General features: G+C 71.1%; 14 protein-coding genes. 11 read left to right on the top strand and 3 right to left on the bottom strand.

Annotated elements, in window-relative coordinates; translation table 11 throughout:
• The first annotated feature begins 1 nt into the window (after position 1).
• From ACIF83_RS24490 to ACIF83_RS24510, 5 genes are read left to right on the top strand one after another with little or no spacing between them, the layout of a single operon-like run.
• The gene (locus ACIF83_RS24490) at positions 2–2,056 is read left to right on the top strand and encodes an acetate--CoA ligase family protein (RefSeq protein ID WP_399729921.1); all 2,055 of its coding nucleotides are present in this window, start codon (positions 2–4) and stop codon (positions 2,054–2,056) included.
• A gap of 44 nt (positions 2,057–2,100) precedes the next feature.
• Positions 2,101–3,273 (top strand): acyl-CoA dehydrogenase family protein, encoded by a 1,173-nt coding sequence (locus ACIF83_RS24495; RefSeq protein WP_393479693.1) that lies wholly within the window; start codon positions 2,101–2,103, stop codon positions 3,271–3,273.
• A 38-nt stretch (positions 3,274–3,311) separates the two neighbouring features.
• Positions 3,312–4,484: an acyl-CoA dehydrogenase family protein gene (locus tag ACIF83_RS24500; RefSeq protein ID WP_399729924.1), complete on the top strand. Its 1,173-nt coding sequence runs from the start codon at positions 3,312–3,314 to the stop codon at positions 4,482–4,484.
• 36 nt (positions 4,485–4,520) lie between these two features.
• Positions 4,521–5,420, top strand: a complete 900-nt coding sequence (locus tag ACIF83_RS24505) for a 3-hydroxybutyryl-CoA dehydrogenase (protein ID WP_399729927.1) — start codon at positions 4,521–4,523, stop codon at positions 5,418–5,420.
• Positions 5,421–5,467: 47 nt separating this feature from the next.
• Positions 5,468–6,079, top strand: coding sequence for a TetR/AcrR family transcriptional regulator (locus tag ACIF83_RS24510; RefSeq protein ID WP_393479700.1), 612 nt, complete (start codon positions 5,468–5,470; stop codon positions 6,077–6,079).
• A gap of 309 nt (positions 6,080–6,388) precedes the next feature.
• Here ACIF83_RS24510 and ACIF83_RS24515 read toward each other — a convergent pair whose 3' ends face one another.
• Together ACIF83_RS24515 and ACIF83_RS24520 are read right to left on the bottom strand one after the other, a co-directional pair.
• Positions 6,389–7,162 (bottom strand): hypothetical protein, encoded by a 774-nt coding sequence (locus tag ACIF83_RS24515; RefSeq protein ID WP_399729930.1) that lies wholly within the window; start codon positions 7,160–7,162, stop codon positions 6,389–6,391.
• Positions 7,163–7,183: 21 nt separating this feature from the next.
• On the bottom strand, positions 7,184–7,528 hold the full coding sequence (locus tag ACIF83_RS24520) for a hypothetical protein (RefSeq protein ID WP_399729933.1): 345 nt from the start codon (positions 7,526–7,528) through the stop codon (positions 7,184–7,186).
• An 81-nt stretch (positions 7,529–7,609) separates the two neighbouring features.
• Here ACIF83_RS24520 and ACIF83_RS24525 point away from each other — a divergent pair, with 81 nt between their 5' ends.
• The 6 genes from ACIF83_RS24525 (at position 7,610) to ACIF83_RS24550 (ending at position 12,569) form a co-directional block, all read left to right on the top strand.
• Positions 7,610–7,798: a hypothetical protein gene (locus ACIF83_RS24525; protein WP_393479705.1), complete on the top strand. Its 189-nt coding sequence runs from the start codon at positions 7,610–7,612 to the stop codon at positions 7,796–7,798.
• Between the two features lie 31 nt (positions 7,799–7,829).
• On the top strand, positions 7,830–8,243 hold the full coding sequence (locus tag ACIF83_RS24530; RefSeq protein ID WP_393479707.1) for an arsenate reductase ArsC: 414 nt from the start codon (positions 7,830–7,832) through the stop codon (positions 8,241–8,243).
• Positions 8,244–8,387: 144 nt separating this feature from the next.
• Positions 8,388–8,618 carry a hypothetical protein gene (locus ACIF83_RS24535; protein ID WP_393479710.1) on the top strand — a complete coding sequence of 77 codons (231 nt, stop codon included), beginning with the start codon at positions 8,388–8,390 and terminating at the stop codon, positions 8,616–8,618.
• Positions 8,619–9,006: 388 nt separating this feature from the next.
• The gene (locus ACIF83_RS24540) at positions 9,007–9,765 is read left to right on the top strand and encodes a PIG-L deacetylase family protein (RefSeq protein ID WP_399729938.1); all 759 of its coding nucleotides are present in this window, start codon (positions 9,007–9,009) and stop codon (positions 9,763–9,765) included.
• Positions 9,766–9,857: 92 nt separating this feature from the next.
• Entirely contained in the window at positions 9,858–10,814 is a 957-nt protein-coding gene (locus ACIF83_RS24545) for a hypothetical protein (protein WP_393479712.1), read from the top strand.
• Between the two features lie 108 nt (positions 10,815–10,922).
• Positions 10,923–12,569 carry an APC family permease gene (locus ACIF83_RS24550; protein ID WP_393479714.1) on the top strand — a complete coding sequence of 549 codons (1,647 nt, stop codon included), beginning with the start codon at positions 10,923–10,925 and terminating at the stop codon, positions 12,567–12,569.
• Between the two features lie 42 nt (positions 12,570–12,611).
• Here ACIF83_RS24550 and ACIF83_RS24555 read toward each other — a convergent pair whose 3' ends face one another.
• Positions 12,612–13,883: a sugar ABC transporter permease gene (locus ACIF83_RS24555; RefSeq protein ID WP_393479716.1), complete on the bottom strand. Its 1,272-nt coding sequence runs from the start codon at positions 13,881–13,883 to the stop codon at positions 12,612–12,614.
• Positions 13,884–13,888: the final 5 nt, after the last annotated feature.

A 13,888-nucleotide genomic window follows, 5' to 3' on the forward strand; every position in this document is an offset into this window, starting at 1 on the left:
CATGGGACGTGACCTGTCGGCCCTCTTCGACCCCGTCTCCGTAGCCGTCGTCGGAGCCAGTGACGACCCGGCCAAGTACGGCCATGCCATCGCCGCCCAGGCCATCCGTGCGAACGGCCGCCGCCCCGTCCACCTGGTCAACCGCCGCGGCGGCACGGTGCTCGGCCGTACCGCCGCCCCCAGCCTGAGTGCGATCGGCGAGCCCGTCGACCTTGCGGTGGTCTCCGTGCCCGCCGCCGGTTTCGCGGACGCCGTCGACGAGGCGCTGCGGTGCGGGGCGCGGGCGATCGTCGCGATCACCGCCGGGTTCGCCGAGACCGGTGAGGCGGGGCGCAGCCGCCAGCGTGCCGTCGCCGAACGTGTACGCGCCGCCGGAGCCGTGATGATCGGCCCCAACTGCCTGGGCCTGGCCGACAACACCACCGACCTCTTCCTGGCCTCCGACACCTTCAGAGCCGGTGGCATCGCGCTCCTCAGCCAGAGCGGCAACCTCGCCCTCGAACTCCAGCTCCGCTTCGGCCCGCACGGTCTCGGCTTCTCCCGCTTCGTCTCGCTCGGCAACCAGGCCGATGTCACCCTCGTCGACCTGCTCGCCGACTGTGCCCGGCACGAGGGCACGAACGCCATCGCGGTCTACGCGGAGGACTTCGCCGACGGACGCGCCTTCGCCGAGGCGGCCGCCGAAGCCGGAAAGCCCGTGGTGCTCCTCACCGCCGGACGCGGTGACGCCTCCGCACGCAGCGCCCAGTCGCACACCGGCGCGCTGACCACTTCCGCCGACGTCGTGACCGCTGCCTGCCGCGACGCCGGTGTGGAACTGGTCGCCACGCCCCGTGAACTCACCGTCGTCCTCGCCGCGTTGAACAACGCCCGACGCTCGGCCGGCCGCCGGGTCGCCGTACTCACGGACGGCGGCGGCCACGGGGTGGTGGCCGCCGACGCCGTCGAGACGGCGGGCCTGACCGTGCCCGAACTCCGGGAACCCACGCGGCAACAGCTGCGCGAGGCCCTGTGGGCGCAGTCGGCCGTCGCCAACCCGGTGGACCTCGCCGGAATGGGGGAGCAGGACCCCGGCTCGTACGCGGAGACCGTCGCCGCGCTGCTGGCGGCCGAGGAGGTCGACGCCGTCCTGATGACCGGCTACTTCGGCGGCTACGCGGCCTTCGACGGCGGGCTCGGCGGCGGAGGCACCGTGCTCGCGGACGGGGAACAGGAGGCCGCGCGCCTCATCGCCGCCCGGCACCGCGCCACCGCGAAACCCCTCGTGGTGCAGTCGATGTACCCCGAGTCCCCCAGCTGCCGCACCCTCACCGCGGCCGGCATCCCGGTCTTCGCCGCCGCCGAGGACGCCGCCCGCGCCCTCGCCGCGACCGCACCCCGCGCGCTTCGCACCGGCGTCAGGCCCCTTCCCCCTCCTGCGTCACCCCTGCGCGAGAGCGGCTACCTGCAGACCCGCAGAGCCCTCGAAGCGGCCGGGCTCGCCTTCCCGGCTGCCCGGGAGATCCACGACGAGGCCGAACTGCTCGCCGCGACCACGGAGTTCACCGGCCCGTACGTCCTCAAGGCCCTTCATCTGCTGCACAAGTCCGACGCGGGCGGCGTGGCACTCGGCCTCGCCGGGCCCGACGAACTGCTCGCCGCCTTCCGCGAGATGCGCGCCCGGCTCGGCGCCTCCTCCTACTCCGTGGAGGCCATGGCGGACCTGACCGACGGCATCGAGCTGATCGTCGGCGTCAACCGGGACCCGCGCTTCGGCCCGGTCGCCATGGTCGGCCTGGGCGGAGTGCTGGCCGAGGCCCTGCACGACGTCGCCTTCACCGTGGCCCCCGTACCCGCCGACCGCGCCCTGAGCCTGCTGCGCGGACTGCGCACCGCCGCCCTGCTCGCCGGCGTGCGCGGCCGCCCACCCGTCGACATTGCCGCGGCCGCGGCGGCCGTCGAGACGATCACGACGTTCGCCGCAGCCCACCCGGAGATCGCCGAGATCGAGGTCAACCCCCTGCTCGTCGGCCCGCACGGCGTCCTCGCCCTGGACTCCCGAGCCGTACTCGCCTGACCGGCACCGCCCCACCCGCCGTCCCGCCGACCGAAGAGGCACCCATGGACATGCGCTACACCCCCGAACAGGCAGACCTGAAGCGCCGCGCCGCCGCGTACGCGCGCCTGCTCATGCGCTACGAGGACCAGTCCGAGCAGGCCGGCGGACCCCTGCCGCAGGAGCTCGTCACCGAACTGACCCGCGCCGCCATGGACGCGGGCGTCTACGCCATCAACATGCCCGCCGAGTGGGGCGGCGCCGGCCTCAGCCTCCTCGACCAGGTCATCGTCGAGGAGGAGTTCGGCAAGGTCACCAACTGCCTCTGGGACATCCCGTGGCGGCCCGCCAACGTCCTGGCGTACGGCGACGAGCGGCAGCGCGAGAAGTACCTGCTGCCGGTGATCCGCGCGGAGAAGTTCGACGCGTTCGCCGTCACCGAGCCGGGCGCGGGCTCGGACCCGTCCTCCGGCACCTCCACGGCCACCCGTACCGACGGCGGCTGGCTGCTCAACGGGGAGAAGTGGTTCGTCACCTGCGGCGACATCGCCGACTTCCTGCTGGTGCAGGCGGACGCCGGCTCCGAGCGGCAGCCCACGCTGTTCTTCGTGGACAAGGCGGCGCCCGGAGTCGAGATGACCAGGGTCCCGCGCTTCATGCACTCCGCGGTCAACGGGCACCCCGAGTTCACCTTCACCGACGTCTTCGTGGCCGACGAGGACGTCCTCGGCGGCGTCGGCAACGGCTACGAGCTGACCAAGGAGTGGTTCACCGACGAACGCCTGATGATCGCGGCCCGCACCGTCGGCGCGGCCGAGCGGGCCCTGCAACTCGCCCGTGACTGGGCCGTGGAGCGGGAGCAGTTCGGGGCGCCGATCGCGTCGTACCAGCTGATCCAGGGCATGCTCGCCGACTGCGCCGTCGACATCGCCGTCAACCGCGCCTACACCCACCAGGTCGCCTGGGAAGCCGACCAGCCGCACACCGACCGCAAGACGCTGCACGCCAAGGCCTCCACCGCCAAGCTCGCCGCCAGCGAGGCCGCAGGCCGGGTCGCCGACCGCTGTCTGCAGATCTTCGGCGGCCGCGGCTACGACCGCTCGTACGCCGTCGAGCGCATGTACCGCGAGCTGCGCGTCGACCGGATCTGGGAGGGCACCTCCGAGATCCAGCGCCTCATCATCGCCAACGAGCTGATCAAACGCGGCACCCGCGCCCTGGCCCTGCCCACGCACTGAAACCGCCCACCCCCGATCACCCCACAGCGAGGACTTCCATGGACTTCCGCCTCACCCCGCGCCAGGCACAGCTGAAGGCCGACGCACGCGCCCTCACCGACGTCATCGCCGCCTACGAGCTGCAGTGCGAGGAGGACAACGGCCTCCCCGCGAGCGCCCACGCCAAGATCCGCGACGCGGTCCTCGACGCCGGACTCCAGGCCGTGAACATGCCGGCCGAGTGGGGCGGCGCCGGACTCACCATCGCCGAGCAGGTCACCGTGCAGGAGGAGCTGGGCCGGCTCACCGGAGCCCTGTGGGACATGGTGTGGCGCCCCGCCAACGCCCTCAGGTTCTGCACCCCCGAGCAGCGCGAGCGCTTCCTCGTCCCGGTGATCAAGGGCGAGCGGCGCGACTGCTACGCCGTCACCGAGCCGGGCGCGGGCTCGGACCCGCAGAACCTGGCCACCACGGCCACGAAGAACGACCAGGGCTGGGTGCTGAACGGCGAGAAGTGGTTCGTGACCGTCGGCGACCACGCCGACTTCATGATCGTGCTCGCCGCGGCGGGCCCGGATCGCGCGCCCACGCTGTTCCTCGTCGACAAGGACACCCCCGGCATCGAGATGACACGAGTGCCGCGCTTCATGCACACCTTCGTCTACGAGCACCCCGAGTTCACCTTCGCCGACGTGCAGGTGAACGAGGACGCCGTGCTCGGCGGCATCGGCGAGGGATACGACATCACCCGCTCCTGGTTCACCGAGGAGCGCCTGATGATCGCGGCCCGCACGACGGGCGCGGCCGAGCGGGCCCTGGAGCTGGCCCGTGACTGGGCCGTGGAGCGGGAGCAGTTCGGGGCGCCGATCGCGTCGTACCAGCTGATCCAGGGCATGCTCGCCGACTGCGCCGTCGACATCGCCGTCAACCGCGCCTACACCCACCAGGTCGCCTGGGAGATCGACCAGGCCTCGGCCGAGGACCGCAAGACGCTGCACGCCAAGGCGGCCATCGCCAAGCTCGCGGCGAGCGAGGCCTCGGGCCGCGTGATCGACCGCTGCCTGCAGATCCACGGCGGCCGTGGGTACGACCGCTCGTACGCCGTCGAGCGGCTCTACCGCGAGCTGCGCGTCGACCGCATCTGGGAGGGCACCTCCGAGATCCAGCGGCTGATCATCGCCAACGAACTCATCAGGCGCGGCACGGGGGTTCTGGACCTGCCCCTCGCCTGACACCCGTACGTCGCAACAGTTCGGAGAGGAAGACGGATGACCGAGATCGAGCGAGTGGGGGTCGTCGGCTGCGGCCTGATGGGCGCCGGCATGGCCGAGGTCTGCGCCCGCGCCGACGTGCCGGTGACGATCGTGGAACGCGACACGGAGGCGGCCCGTGCGGGCCTGCTGCGTATCACCCGCTCGCTCGACCGGGCCGTCGCACACGGCAGGCTCGACGCCGAACGACGCGAGGCCGCGGCGGGCCTGATCACCGTGGTCGACCAGATCGAAGCCCTGCACGACCACGACCTGGTGATCGAGGCGGTGCCGGAGGACGAGAGCCTCAAACTCGACGTCTTCAACCGCCTCGACTCCGTGATCACCGGCGACCACACCATCCTCGCGACCAACACCTCCTCCATCCCGGTCGTCCGGCTCGCCACCGCCACCACCCGCCCCGACCGCGTGGTCGGCGTGCACTTCTTCAACCCCGTACCGGTCCTGCGGCTCGTCGAACTCGTCCCGTCGCTGCTGACCTCTCCCACCACCACGGCACGGGCCGAGGACTTCGTGACCGGCACCCTCGGCAAGGAGGTCGTCCGGACCCGGGACAAGGCCGGATTCATCGTCAACGCGCTGCTCGTCCCGTACCTCCTCGCGGCCGTCCGCATGCTGGAGTCGGGCAGCGCGACGGCCGAGGACATCGACCGCGGGATGGTCCTCGGCTGCGCGCACCCGCTCGGCCCGCTGGCCCTGACGGACCTGATCGGCCTGGACACCACCCGCGCCATCGCCGAGTCCCTGTACGCCGAGTTCCGCGAGCCGCAGTACTCACCCCCACCGCTGCTCTCCCGGATGGTGGAGGCGGGCCTGCTGGGGCGGAAGTCCGGCCGGGGCTTCCACGTGTACGAAGAACAACAGCGTGAGGCCGTGACACCGGCGAGGCCGCGGTGAGGGAAAATGGTCACGGCGTACGACCACCGAACGAGGGGAGTCGCAGGGTGTCCACGAAGGTGCGCACGGCAGACACACGCGAGCGCATCCTGACCGCGGCGTGCGAGGTCATCGCCGAGATCGGCTTCGAGAAGATCCGCATGCGCATGGTCGCCGAGCGGGCCGGTGTGTCCACGGCGCTGCTGCACTACCACTTCGACACGCGCGAGAAGCTGTTCACCGAGGCGATGACCCACTCCTTCGCCAACACCGCCCTCGACGTCGACCGCGACGCGGACACGGCGCCGGCGGCCGTCATCCTGGCCCGCATCCTGCGCAACCTGCTGCCGACCGATCCCGAACTGCGCCAGGACTGGCGGCTGTGGCAGGAACTGTGGGCCCGGGCCCTGCGCGACGAGACCACCCGGACCTTCGCCGTCGACCTGTACGCGCAGCTGCACACCTGGGTGGCCGACGCGGTACGACGCGGCATCGAGTCCGGCGAGTTCACACCGACCGACGTGGACGACCTCAGCACACTCGTCCTGTCCCTGAGCGACGGCTACGGCATCCGCCTCATGCTCCGCGACCCGACGGTCACCCTGGACAGCGCCCTCTCGGCCATCTGGCGCCAGGTGTCCGCGGCGCTGGGCCTGCCGGACTCGGTGCCGGTGGGCTGACCTCCCACAGCTCGGGCACCCGGCCGCCGCCGGTGTGCATCTGGGTCGCAAGCGTGCGCAGCGCGGCGGCGATCGCGCCCGACCACGGAGTGACCATCGCGGCCGGACCACGATTCGGGATCGGCGGAGCATTCGAACGACATGTCCGACTGCCGTACACGCTCCCCTCCAGTCGGCTCACCGAGGCGATCCGCAGGCTCGCTCAGGCGCGAGGGGCCCTCACCCGGGGCGCCACCGGAACGAACACTCCCGCACCCGTTGCGTGAACGTCGACAACGTCACGACCCGCGTCCGCGGCGGGCGCTGCGCCTACTGCAGCGCGGGATGCGACGTCTCGCGACGGGTCCAGGGTTCCTGGTCCACGCCGACCCCGTCCATCGTCATCCCCGCGAAGAGCCCGAGGGCCCCCGAGATCACACCCAACAGCAGGCCGGCCCAGTGCGGGACGGCATCCAGCAGGAACGGGACGGCGAGGAGGGCGCCGACCGCCGCGACGCGCAGGTGCGAGGCGTGCACCTTGGCGAAATACCGGGAAGGCCGGGGAAGCGGTGCGACGGCCAGCGCGGTGTCGGTCTGGCACACCGGTGCGGCACCGGCGCGCAGGTAGTGCGTGTGGTCCTCCTCCGGCGTCACGCCCCAGACCACATGGCCGGAGTCGGAGACGAAAGCGGCGGGGACCCTGCGCTCCTTGTTCGTGCCCGCGATGTCCCGCCACCGGGTCGGCCAGCACAGCCAGCCGCCGTGGCCCCCGAGTCGGGCGGCGGCATGGGTGAGGTGCTTCTCGCTGACGATGATGCTGTGACCGATGTGCGTGGTCTGGAGCCGGACTGTTTGCTGCACGCCGGTGTGGTCCTCGGGCACCAGCTCGATGCAGTAGGTGCTTTTGACGCCGATCCGACCGACACCCTTCCCTGTCGGGTACCGGTACGTCTCCTGCACCGGGGTACCGAACCGGACCCGCACCGCGTGCACGCTGCCCGCGGCGGCGTCCTGCCTGAGCATGCGTTGCGCGCGATCGAGGTAGCCCTGGAACAGGCAGAGATTGCACAGGGACAGCACGACACCGAGGACGAAGGTGAGCAAGCAGTATGCGGCGGGGAGAGCTCAGCCCGGCCCGCTGTAGAAGGCGCTGTTGGCCGCCGCGAAGGGCGCCCAGACGGTGAGGTACGCCGTGGCGATGAGCCCCCAGTCACGGCGCAGCGCTCCCAGCTTGCCGGGGATCGTCTCCCGGGGAGGAGCGGTCGTCGGCAGCGGCTTCACGAGGGGCGCCGACCGAGAGGCCAGCAGCCAGCCCACGACGAACACCGCAGCCAGGGCCAGCGGAACGAGAACGTCCGGGCGCGGGCCGTCGGCGTAGTCCTGGATCGAGGCCGCACCCCATGCAGCGGCTGCCGACAGCAGGGCCGCCGCACCCAGGGTCCTGGCGAGCGGTGTGGAACGGTGCTGCATGCGGTCTCCCCCTGACCGTCGCGTGAAGATCTTGTGCGCGGCAAGGAGATTACGCTCTGGTGATCAGCTTCCGGAAGGTTCGTGGCCGGCACGGCCTTCACCGCCGACGCCGCCGGCATTGCGCCCGCCTCCGTCGCCCCCTTCGTCGCTGCTCAAGTGCTCGGCGCCGGGCTGGGGCTGGGGGTCGTGGCGGCGGTCTACGGCCGCCCCGCCCCCGCAGCGGATGAGGTCGTCCTTCCGCACGGCGAGCCGGAACCCGCCGCCTCCTGACCGATCCGTTCTCAGGAGAAAGATCCCGCTCATGAGCACTGCCACCCCCCGCCCGTCCGTGCTGTTCGTCTGCGTCCACAACGCAGGCCGCTCCCAGATGGCCGCTGCCTTCCTCGCCCACCTCGCCGGTGACCGCATCGAGGTCCGCTCGGCCGGCTCCGCTCCCGCCGAGACGGTCAACCCTGCCGTCGTGCAGGCGATGGACGAGGTCGGCATCGACATCTCCGCCGAGACTCCGAAGATCCTCACCACGGAGGCGGTCCAGGCACCGGACGTCGTCATCACCATGGGCTGCGGCGACACCTGCCCCGTCTTCCCGGGCAAGCGTTACCTCGACTGGAAGCTCGACGACCCGGCGGGCCAGGGCGTCGAGTCCGTCCGGCAGATCCGGGACGGGATCAGGACCCTGGTCGAAGGCCTGATCGCCGAAATCGCGCCCGCCTGAACGACGAGGTGGGCGGCGACGGCGCGGGCCGACCCGTCCGCGGGCGGATCGTGGCGGACTGGCAGCTGAAGCACTCAGGCGCAGCAGCACGGGACCCCCGTGTCGGCTTGGCTCGAAAATCGAACATGTGGCCTAATTGAAGGCATGGAGCACGTCCCCTTCCCGCCCGACCTCCTGCAGCTCCAGGCGGACTGGCACCGTACGTACGCTGCACTCGCCGCACCGCACCCGGTGCGCCCCACCGCCCTGCGCCGCCGCTTGCTGGCACTGTCCGGGCGGCTGCTGTGGCACCCGTACTGGTCCGGCCCGGCCGGAACGCCGGCGGCGCGGGTGGAGCTGCGCCGCCGGGCTCGCGCCCTGGAGCCGCTGCCATGACGACGCATCTGGTCCGCCTCCAGTTCGTGGCCGGCGGCCCGACGGTCACGGGGAAGTGGGCCGATCGCGCGACCGCCCGCCGCACGTGGCGTGACTGGGTCGGGCTGTACGGCAGCGACGAGAAGGTCGTCATCCGGCTCGCCGAGGACGCGGACGGCGGCGAGCGCGTGCTGATGGCGTGGGAGCGGGGGCATGCGGTCGCGGCGAGCTCGGACGAGCCCGCCGCGACGGAGGGATCGGGGTTACGGGGCGGCGGCGACCCCGACAAATGGCTTACGACGGCACTGAGTTGCTCGTCCAGTCGTCGAACAAGTAGATCAACGGGGCGTACGATCGGTGTCCTCGCCCGCAGGTCTACGATCCAGCCCCTCACCGGAAGGCGGCACCCATGCCCGTGCCGAGCCTGCTCGCGGTCTTCGCCCATCCGGATGACGAGTCGTTGTCCGCGGGGGGAGTGCTCGCCCGTCACGCGGCCGCGGGTGCGCGCGTCGGCGTTGTCACGGCGACCTGGGCGGCCGACACCCCGCGCGCCGCGGAGTTGGCCGATGCGCTGCGCATCCTCGGGGCCGGCACGCCGCGGATGCTCGGGTACGCCGATGCGCGCGTGCCTCAGTCGTCCCCGGACAGTGCCCGGTTCTGCGATGCGCCGCTCGACGAGGCGGTGGGGCGGTTGGTGACGCACATCCGGGACTTCCGTCCGGAGATCATGGTCACCCACGACGCCTACGGCGGGCTGACCGGCCATCCGGACCACGTGCATACTCACCGGGTGGCCGTGCTCGCGGCCCAGGCGGCCGGACATGAGCACCTCTACCCCGATGCGGGTGGTCCTTGGCGGCCGCATGCCCTCTACCTGGCCACGCACCCGCACTCCGCCGTGCAGGCGCTGAGGGACGTGGTCGGTGTGCGCAAGGCCGTGTACAGCGTTCCGGACGAACGGGTCACCGCGACCGTCGACGTCGGCCCCTGGACGGAACAGAAGATCGCCGCCGTACTGGCCCATCGGACCGAGGTGGAACGGGGAGCCGTTCCCGGCCTGATCGCCGGCCTTCCTCAGGGGGCTCGGGAGCGGCTCCTCTCGACCGAGTGGTACATCCGCCAGACCCTCGTCTCCGCGTCGGCCGCCCAGACGGAACTGACCGCCTGAGCCACGTACGGGGTGACCCAGGTGATTCGTGTAATCCATAACGATCTTGGCTGAAACCTTGCGTTATTCCTGGCCGCCTCTAGCCTCCCGACATGGCTTTTCTTTCAAGTCGGCGCAAACGGGCTCGCCTCGCCCCGGAACTCGACGACCAGGACCTGGGCAGGCTGCTGAAGTCCCTGCTGGCGACCACGAGGACCGGAACGATCGCGACGACGGACCTGTGCGCGGCGCAGATCTCCCGTCTCCTCGACCAGGAGCCGGGAGACTGGGACCGCCGGACGCACCGCCTGGGCACCCTGGCGGACTTCCTGGCCGACTCGCATCTGCCGCGGTCCTGGGCCACGCGCGAGCCGCGCAACGCGAGCGCGCTCGTGCTGCACGCCTGGACCCAGCTGGCACGCGCCCGCTCGTCGGGGCGACCGGAGGACACGGGCGACGCCACGGACGCCTGCCTCCGTGCCGCCGACATCGCCCCGGACGACCCCATTCCCTGGGTGGTGCTCCTCGGGTTGGGCCGCCTGCAACGCTGGGAGCAGTCCCAGGTGTTCGGCGTGTGGAACGAGGTACTCGCGCGTGATCGCTGGAACCGCGAGGCCTACCTGAGCATGCTCGGCTACCTCACGCCGGAGGAAGCGGGCTCCCGCATGCAGGTCCTGGACTTCGTGGACGCCCTGTGCGCCCGCATGCCGGCCAACGCGCCCTGCGCGGTCACGGAACTCACCGCCCAGGTCCTGCAGTACCAGTCCGTCCTCGGCCGGGGCGGATTCGAAGCGCTGGTGGCGCGGAACCACTGGTCCCAGGCGATGGCCGCCCAGGCACTCGACCGCGTGGCCCGGACCTGGGTGCAGCCGGGATTCCTGCGCCATGCCAAGGCTCTGGCCGACCTCAACGTCCTGGCCTACGCGCTGATGGCCGCCGACCGGCGCCACGAGGCCCGTCCGGTGTTCGAGGCCCTCGGCGGCACCGTCACCGGGTGGCCCTGGCAGGCCGGCGGCGACCCTGTGACGGAGTTCGACCAGGCTCAGCGGAGGGCCACCGCCGGGCAGTGATCGGACCCCCGCCGCACCGCCAAGTCCTCGGCGTCGCAACCCAACCGCCGGTTGGGCCACACCGTGGCACGATGGTGGTGAGCATCACCTACTGAGGGGGTGTGGGGCATGGCCACATCGGAAAGGGCACCTGCCTCAGGAACCCACCGCCCGGGGCTGCGGCGCGAGATCGGCTTCGTCGGGCTCATCTGGGCCTCGGAGGGGTCGATCATCGGATCCGGGTGGCTGTTCGGTGCTCAGACGGCACTGGCGGCAGCGGGGCCCGCGGCCATCATCTCCTGGGCCATCGGCGGCCTCGCCATCCTGATCCTGGCGCTGGTGCACGCCGAACTCGGTGGCATGTATCCGGTCTCCGGCGGCACCGCCCGCTTCCCGCACTACGCCTTCGGCGGGGCCGCCGGGGCCTCCTTCGGCTGGTTCTCCTGGCTGCAGGCGGCCACCGTGGCACCCATCGAGGTGCTGGCGATGATCACGTACGCCCAGCACTACTCCTGGGCGAGCGGCTGGGAGAAGGTCCAGGGCGGCGAGCACGTCCTGACCCCGACCGGCATCGCTGTCGCGGTCGGTCTGATGGCGGTCATCACGGCCATCAACTTCCTGAGCATCCGTCTGCTGGCCCGCACCAACAGCGCGGCCACGTGGTGGAAGGTCGGCGTGCCGCTGCTGACGATCTTCGTGCTGGCCGTCGCCCAGTTCCACACCAGCAACTTCACCGCGGCCGACGGATTCAACCCCTACGGGGCCAAGGGCATCCTGTCCGCCGTCTCCACCAGCGGCATCATCTTCGCGCTGCTCGGCTTCGAGCAGGCCGACCAGCTCGCCGGCGAGAGCGCCAACCCCAAGCGCGACATCCCGCGCGCCGTGATCGGATCCATCGTCCTCGGCATCATCATCTACATCCTCCTGCAGGTGACCTTCCTCGCCGCTCTGCCCGCGTCCCAGATCGGCAGCAACTGGGCCACCTCCGCGTTCACGGCCCTGAGCGGACCGTTCGCCCAGGTCGCCACGCTCATCGGCCTCGGCTGGCTGGCGACGGTCCTCTACCTGGACGCCGTGGTGTCGCCCGCCGGTACCGGTCTGATCTACATCACCGGCTCCTCGCGGGTCTCGTACGGTCTCAGCCGCAACGGCTACGTGCCCACCGTGTTCGAGGCCACCAACCGGCGCGGGGTCCCGTGGGTCGGCCTGATCTCCGCGTTCGTCATCGGTTGCATCTGCTTCCTGCCCTTCCCGAGTTGGCGCTCCCTGGTCGGGCTGATCACCAGCGCCAGCGTGCTCATGTACGCCGGTGCCCCGCTGTCCTTCGGCGTGTTCCGCAACCGCCTGCCGGACGCCCACCGCCCCTACCGGCTGCCCGGCGGCAGCTGGATGTCGCCGCTGGCCTTCGTCGTGGCCAACCTGCTGATCCTGTGGTCCGGGTGGGACACCGACTGGAAGCTCGGCGTCGCCATCCTCATCGGCTACGTCATCCTGATCGCCAACCGCGTGTTCAAGATGAACCCGATCACGCCCCAGCTCGACCTGCGCGCCGCACAGTGGCTGCCCGTCTACCTCGTGGGCATGGGCCTCATCGTCTACCTCAGCGACTTCGGGCCGCTCAAGCACCCCTGGTTCCCGCTGTGGTGGGACATCGGCGTCGTCGCCGTGTTCAGCCTCCTCGTCTACTACTGGGCCCTGGCGGTCGCCCTGCCGACCGAGAAGATCCAGCACATGGTCGACCAGGTCGTCGTCCCGGAGGAGGAAACCGTCCTCTGACCGTCCGCCACCGAAGGCTCTGCCCGTCCGCCGGCGCACGCGTCAAGCACGTCCGTGTGCCTCCTGCGAGCGTCGCGACAGCGAGTCGATGACCACCGCGGCGAACAGCACCCCGCCCGTGATCACGAGCTGGACGGCGGTGGGGGTGTCCGTGAGCGCCATGCCCGAGGCGATCGACTGGATGACCAGGATGCCGAGCACCGCGGACCAGGTCGTACCGCGTCCTCCGAACAGGCTGGTGCCGCCGATCACGGCGGCCGCGATCGCGTTGAGCAGCAGTACCCCCGAGCCTGAACCCTGGCTCACCGAGGTGATGCGCGAGGCCAGGAACAGGCCGCCCAGCGCGGCCATGGTGCCGGAGATCGCGAGCACCGCGGTCTGTACCCGCAGCACGCTGAGACTGGCCCGACGGGCCGCTTCGACCCCGCCGCCCAGGGCGTAGACCTGCCGTCCGTAGTGCGTGCGCCGGAGCAGGATGTCGAGCCCGGCCACCACCACGAGGAAGATCAGGAGGGCGAGCGGCAGACCCTGGAACTGGTTGAGCACGTAGGCGGCGGCGAAGGTGATCACCGCGAGGACCGCCGTACGTGCCGCGATGCCCCGGAGCGAGCGGTACGGCATGCCGACCGCCTTGCGGCGCCGTCGGTCCAGGTAGGACCCGAGGAAGACCATGCCCGTGCCGAAGGCCGCCAGGCCGTAGGCGGCGGCGGGGTTGGTGAAGTAGTAGCTGGTCAGCTTGGCGAGGAGTCCGTTCTCGTCGAGGTTGACGGTGCCGCTCGTCCCGAGGACGGCGAGCATGACGCCGTTCCAGGTCAGCAGCCCGGCGAGAGTGACGACGAACGCCGGGACCCGGATCTTGGCGAAGGAGAAGCCCTGGATGGTTCCCGCCAGGGTCCCGGAGAGCAGCGCGATGATGAGCGCCAGCCATTCCGGCACGCCCTGGTTCACGTTCAGGACGGCGAAGACCGCTGCCGCGAGGCCGCTGATCGAGCCGACCGACAGATCGAGTTCACCGAGGAGCAGCACGAAGACGATGCCGACCGCGATCAGACCCGTACCCACGATGTCCACGCTGAGATTGGACAGGTTCCGGGGGGAGAGGAAGTTCTGGTTGAGGGACTGGAAGATGATCCAGACCACGGCGAGGACGAGGATGACGGGGAGCGAGCCCAGTTCGCCGGCGCGCAGCTTGTGGCGGAAGACGGCGGTCCCGCGCTCCAGGGCCCGGGTGACCGCCCGCATGGGGTGCGGCCGGGGGGCCTCGGCGGTGGGTGCGGAGGATTCGGTTCGCGTGTGGTCCGCCATGTCGTGCATCCCTT

The organism is Streptomyces sp. NPDC085866 (assembly GCF_044541035.1).
Taxonomy (GTDB): Bacteria; Actinomycetota; Actinomycetes; order Streptomycetales; family Streptomycetaceae; genus Streptomyces.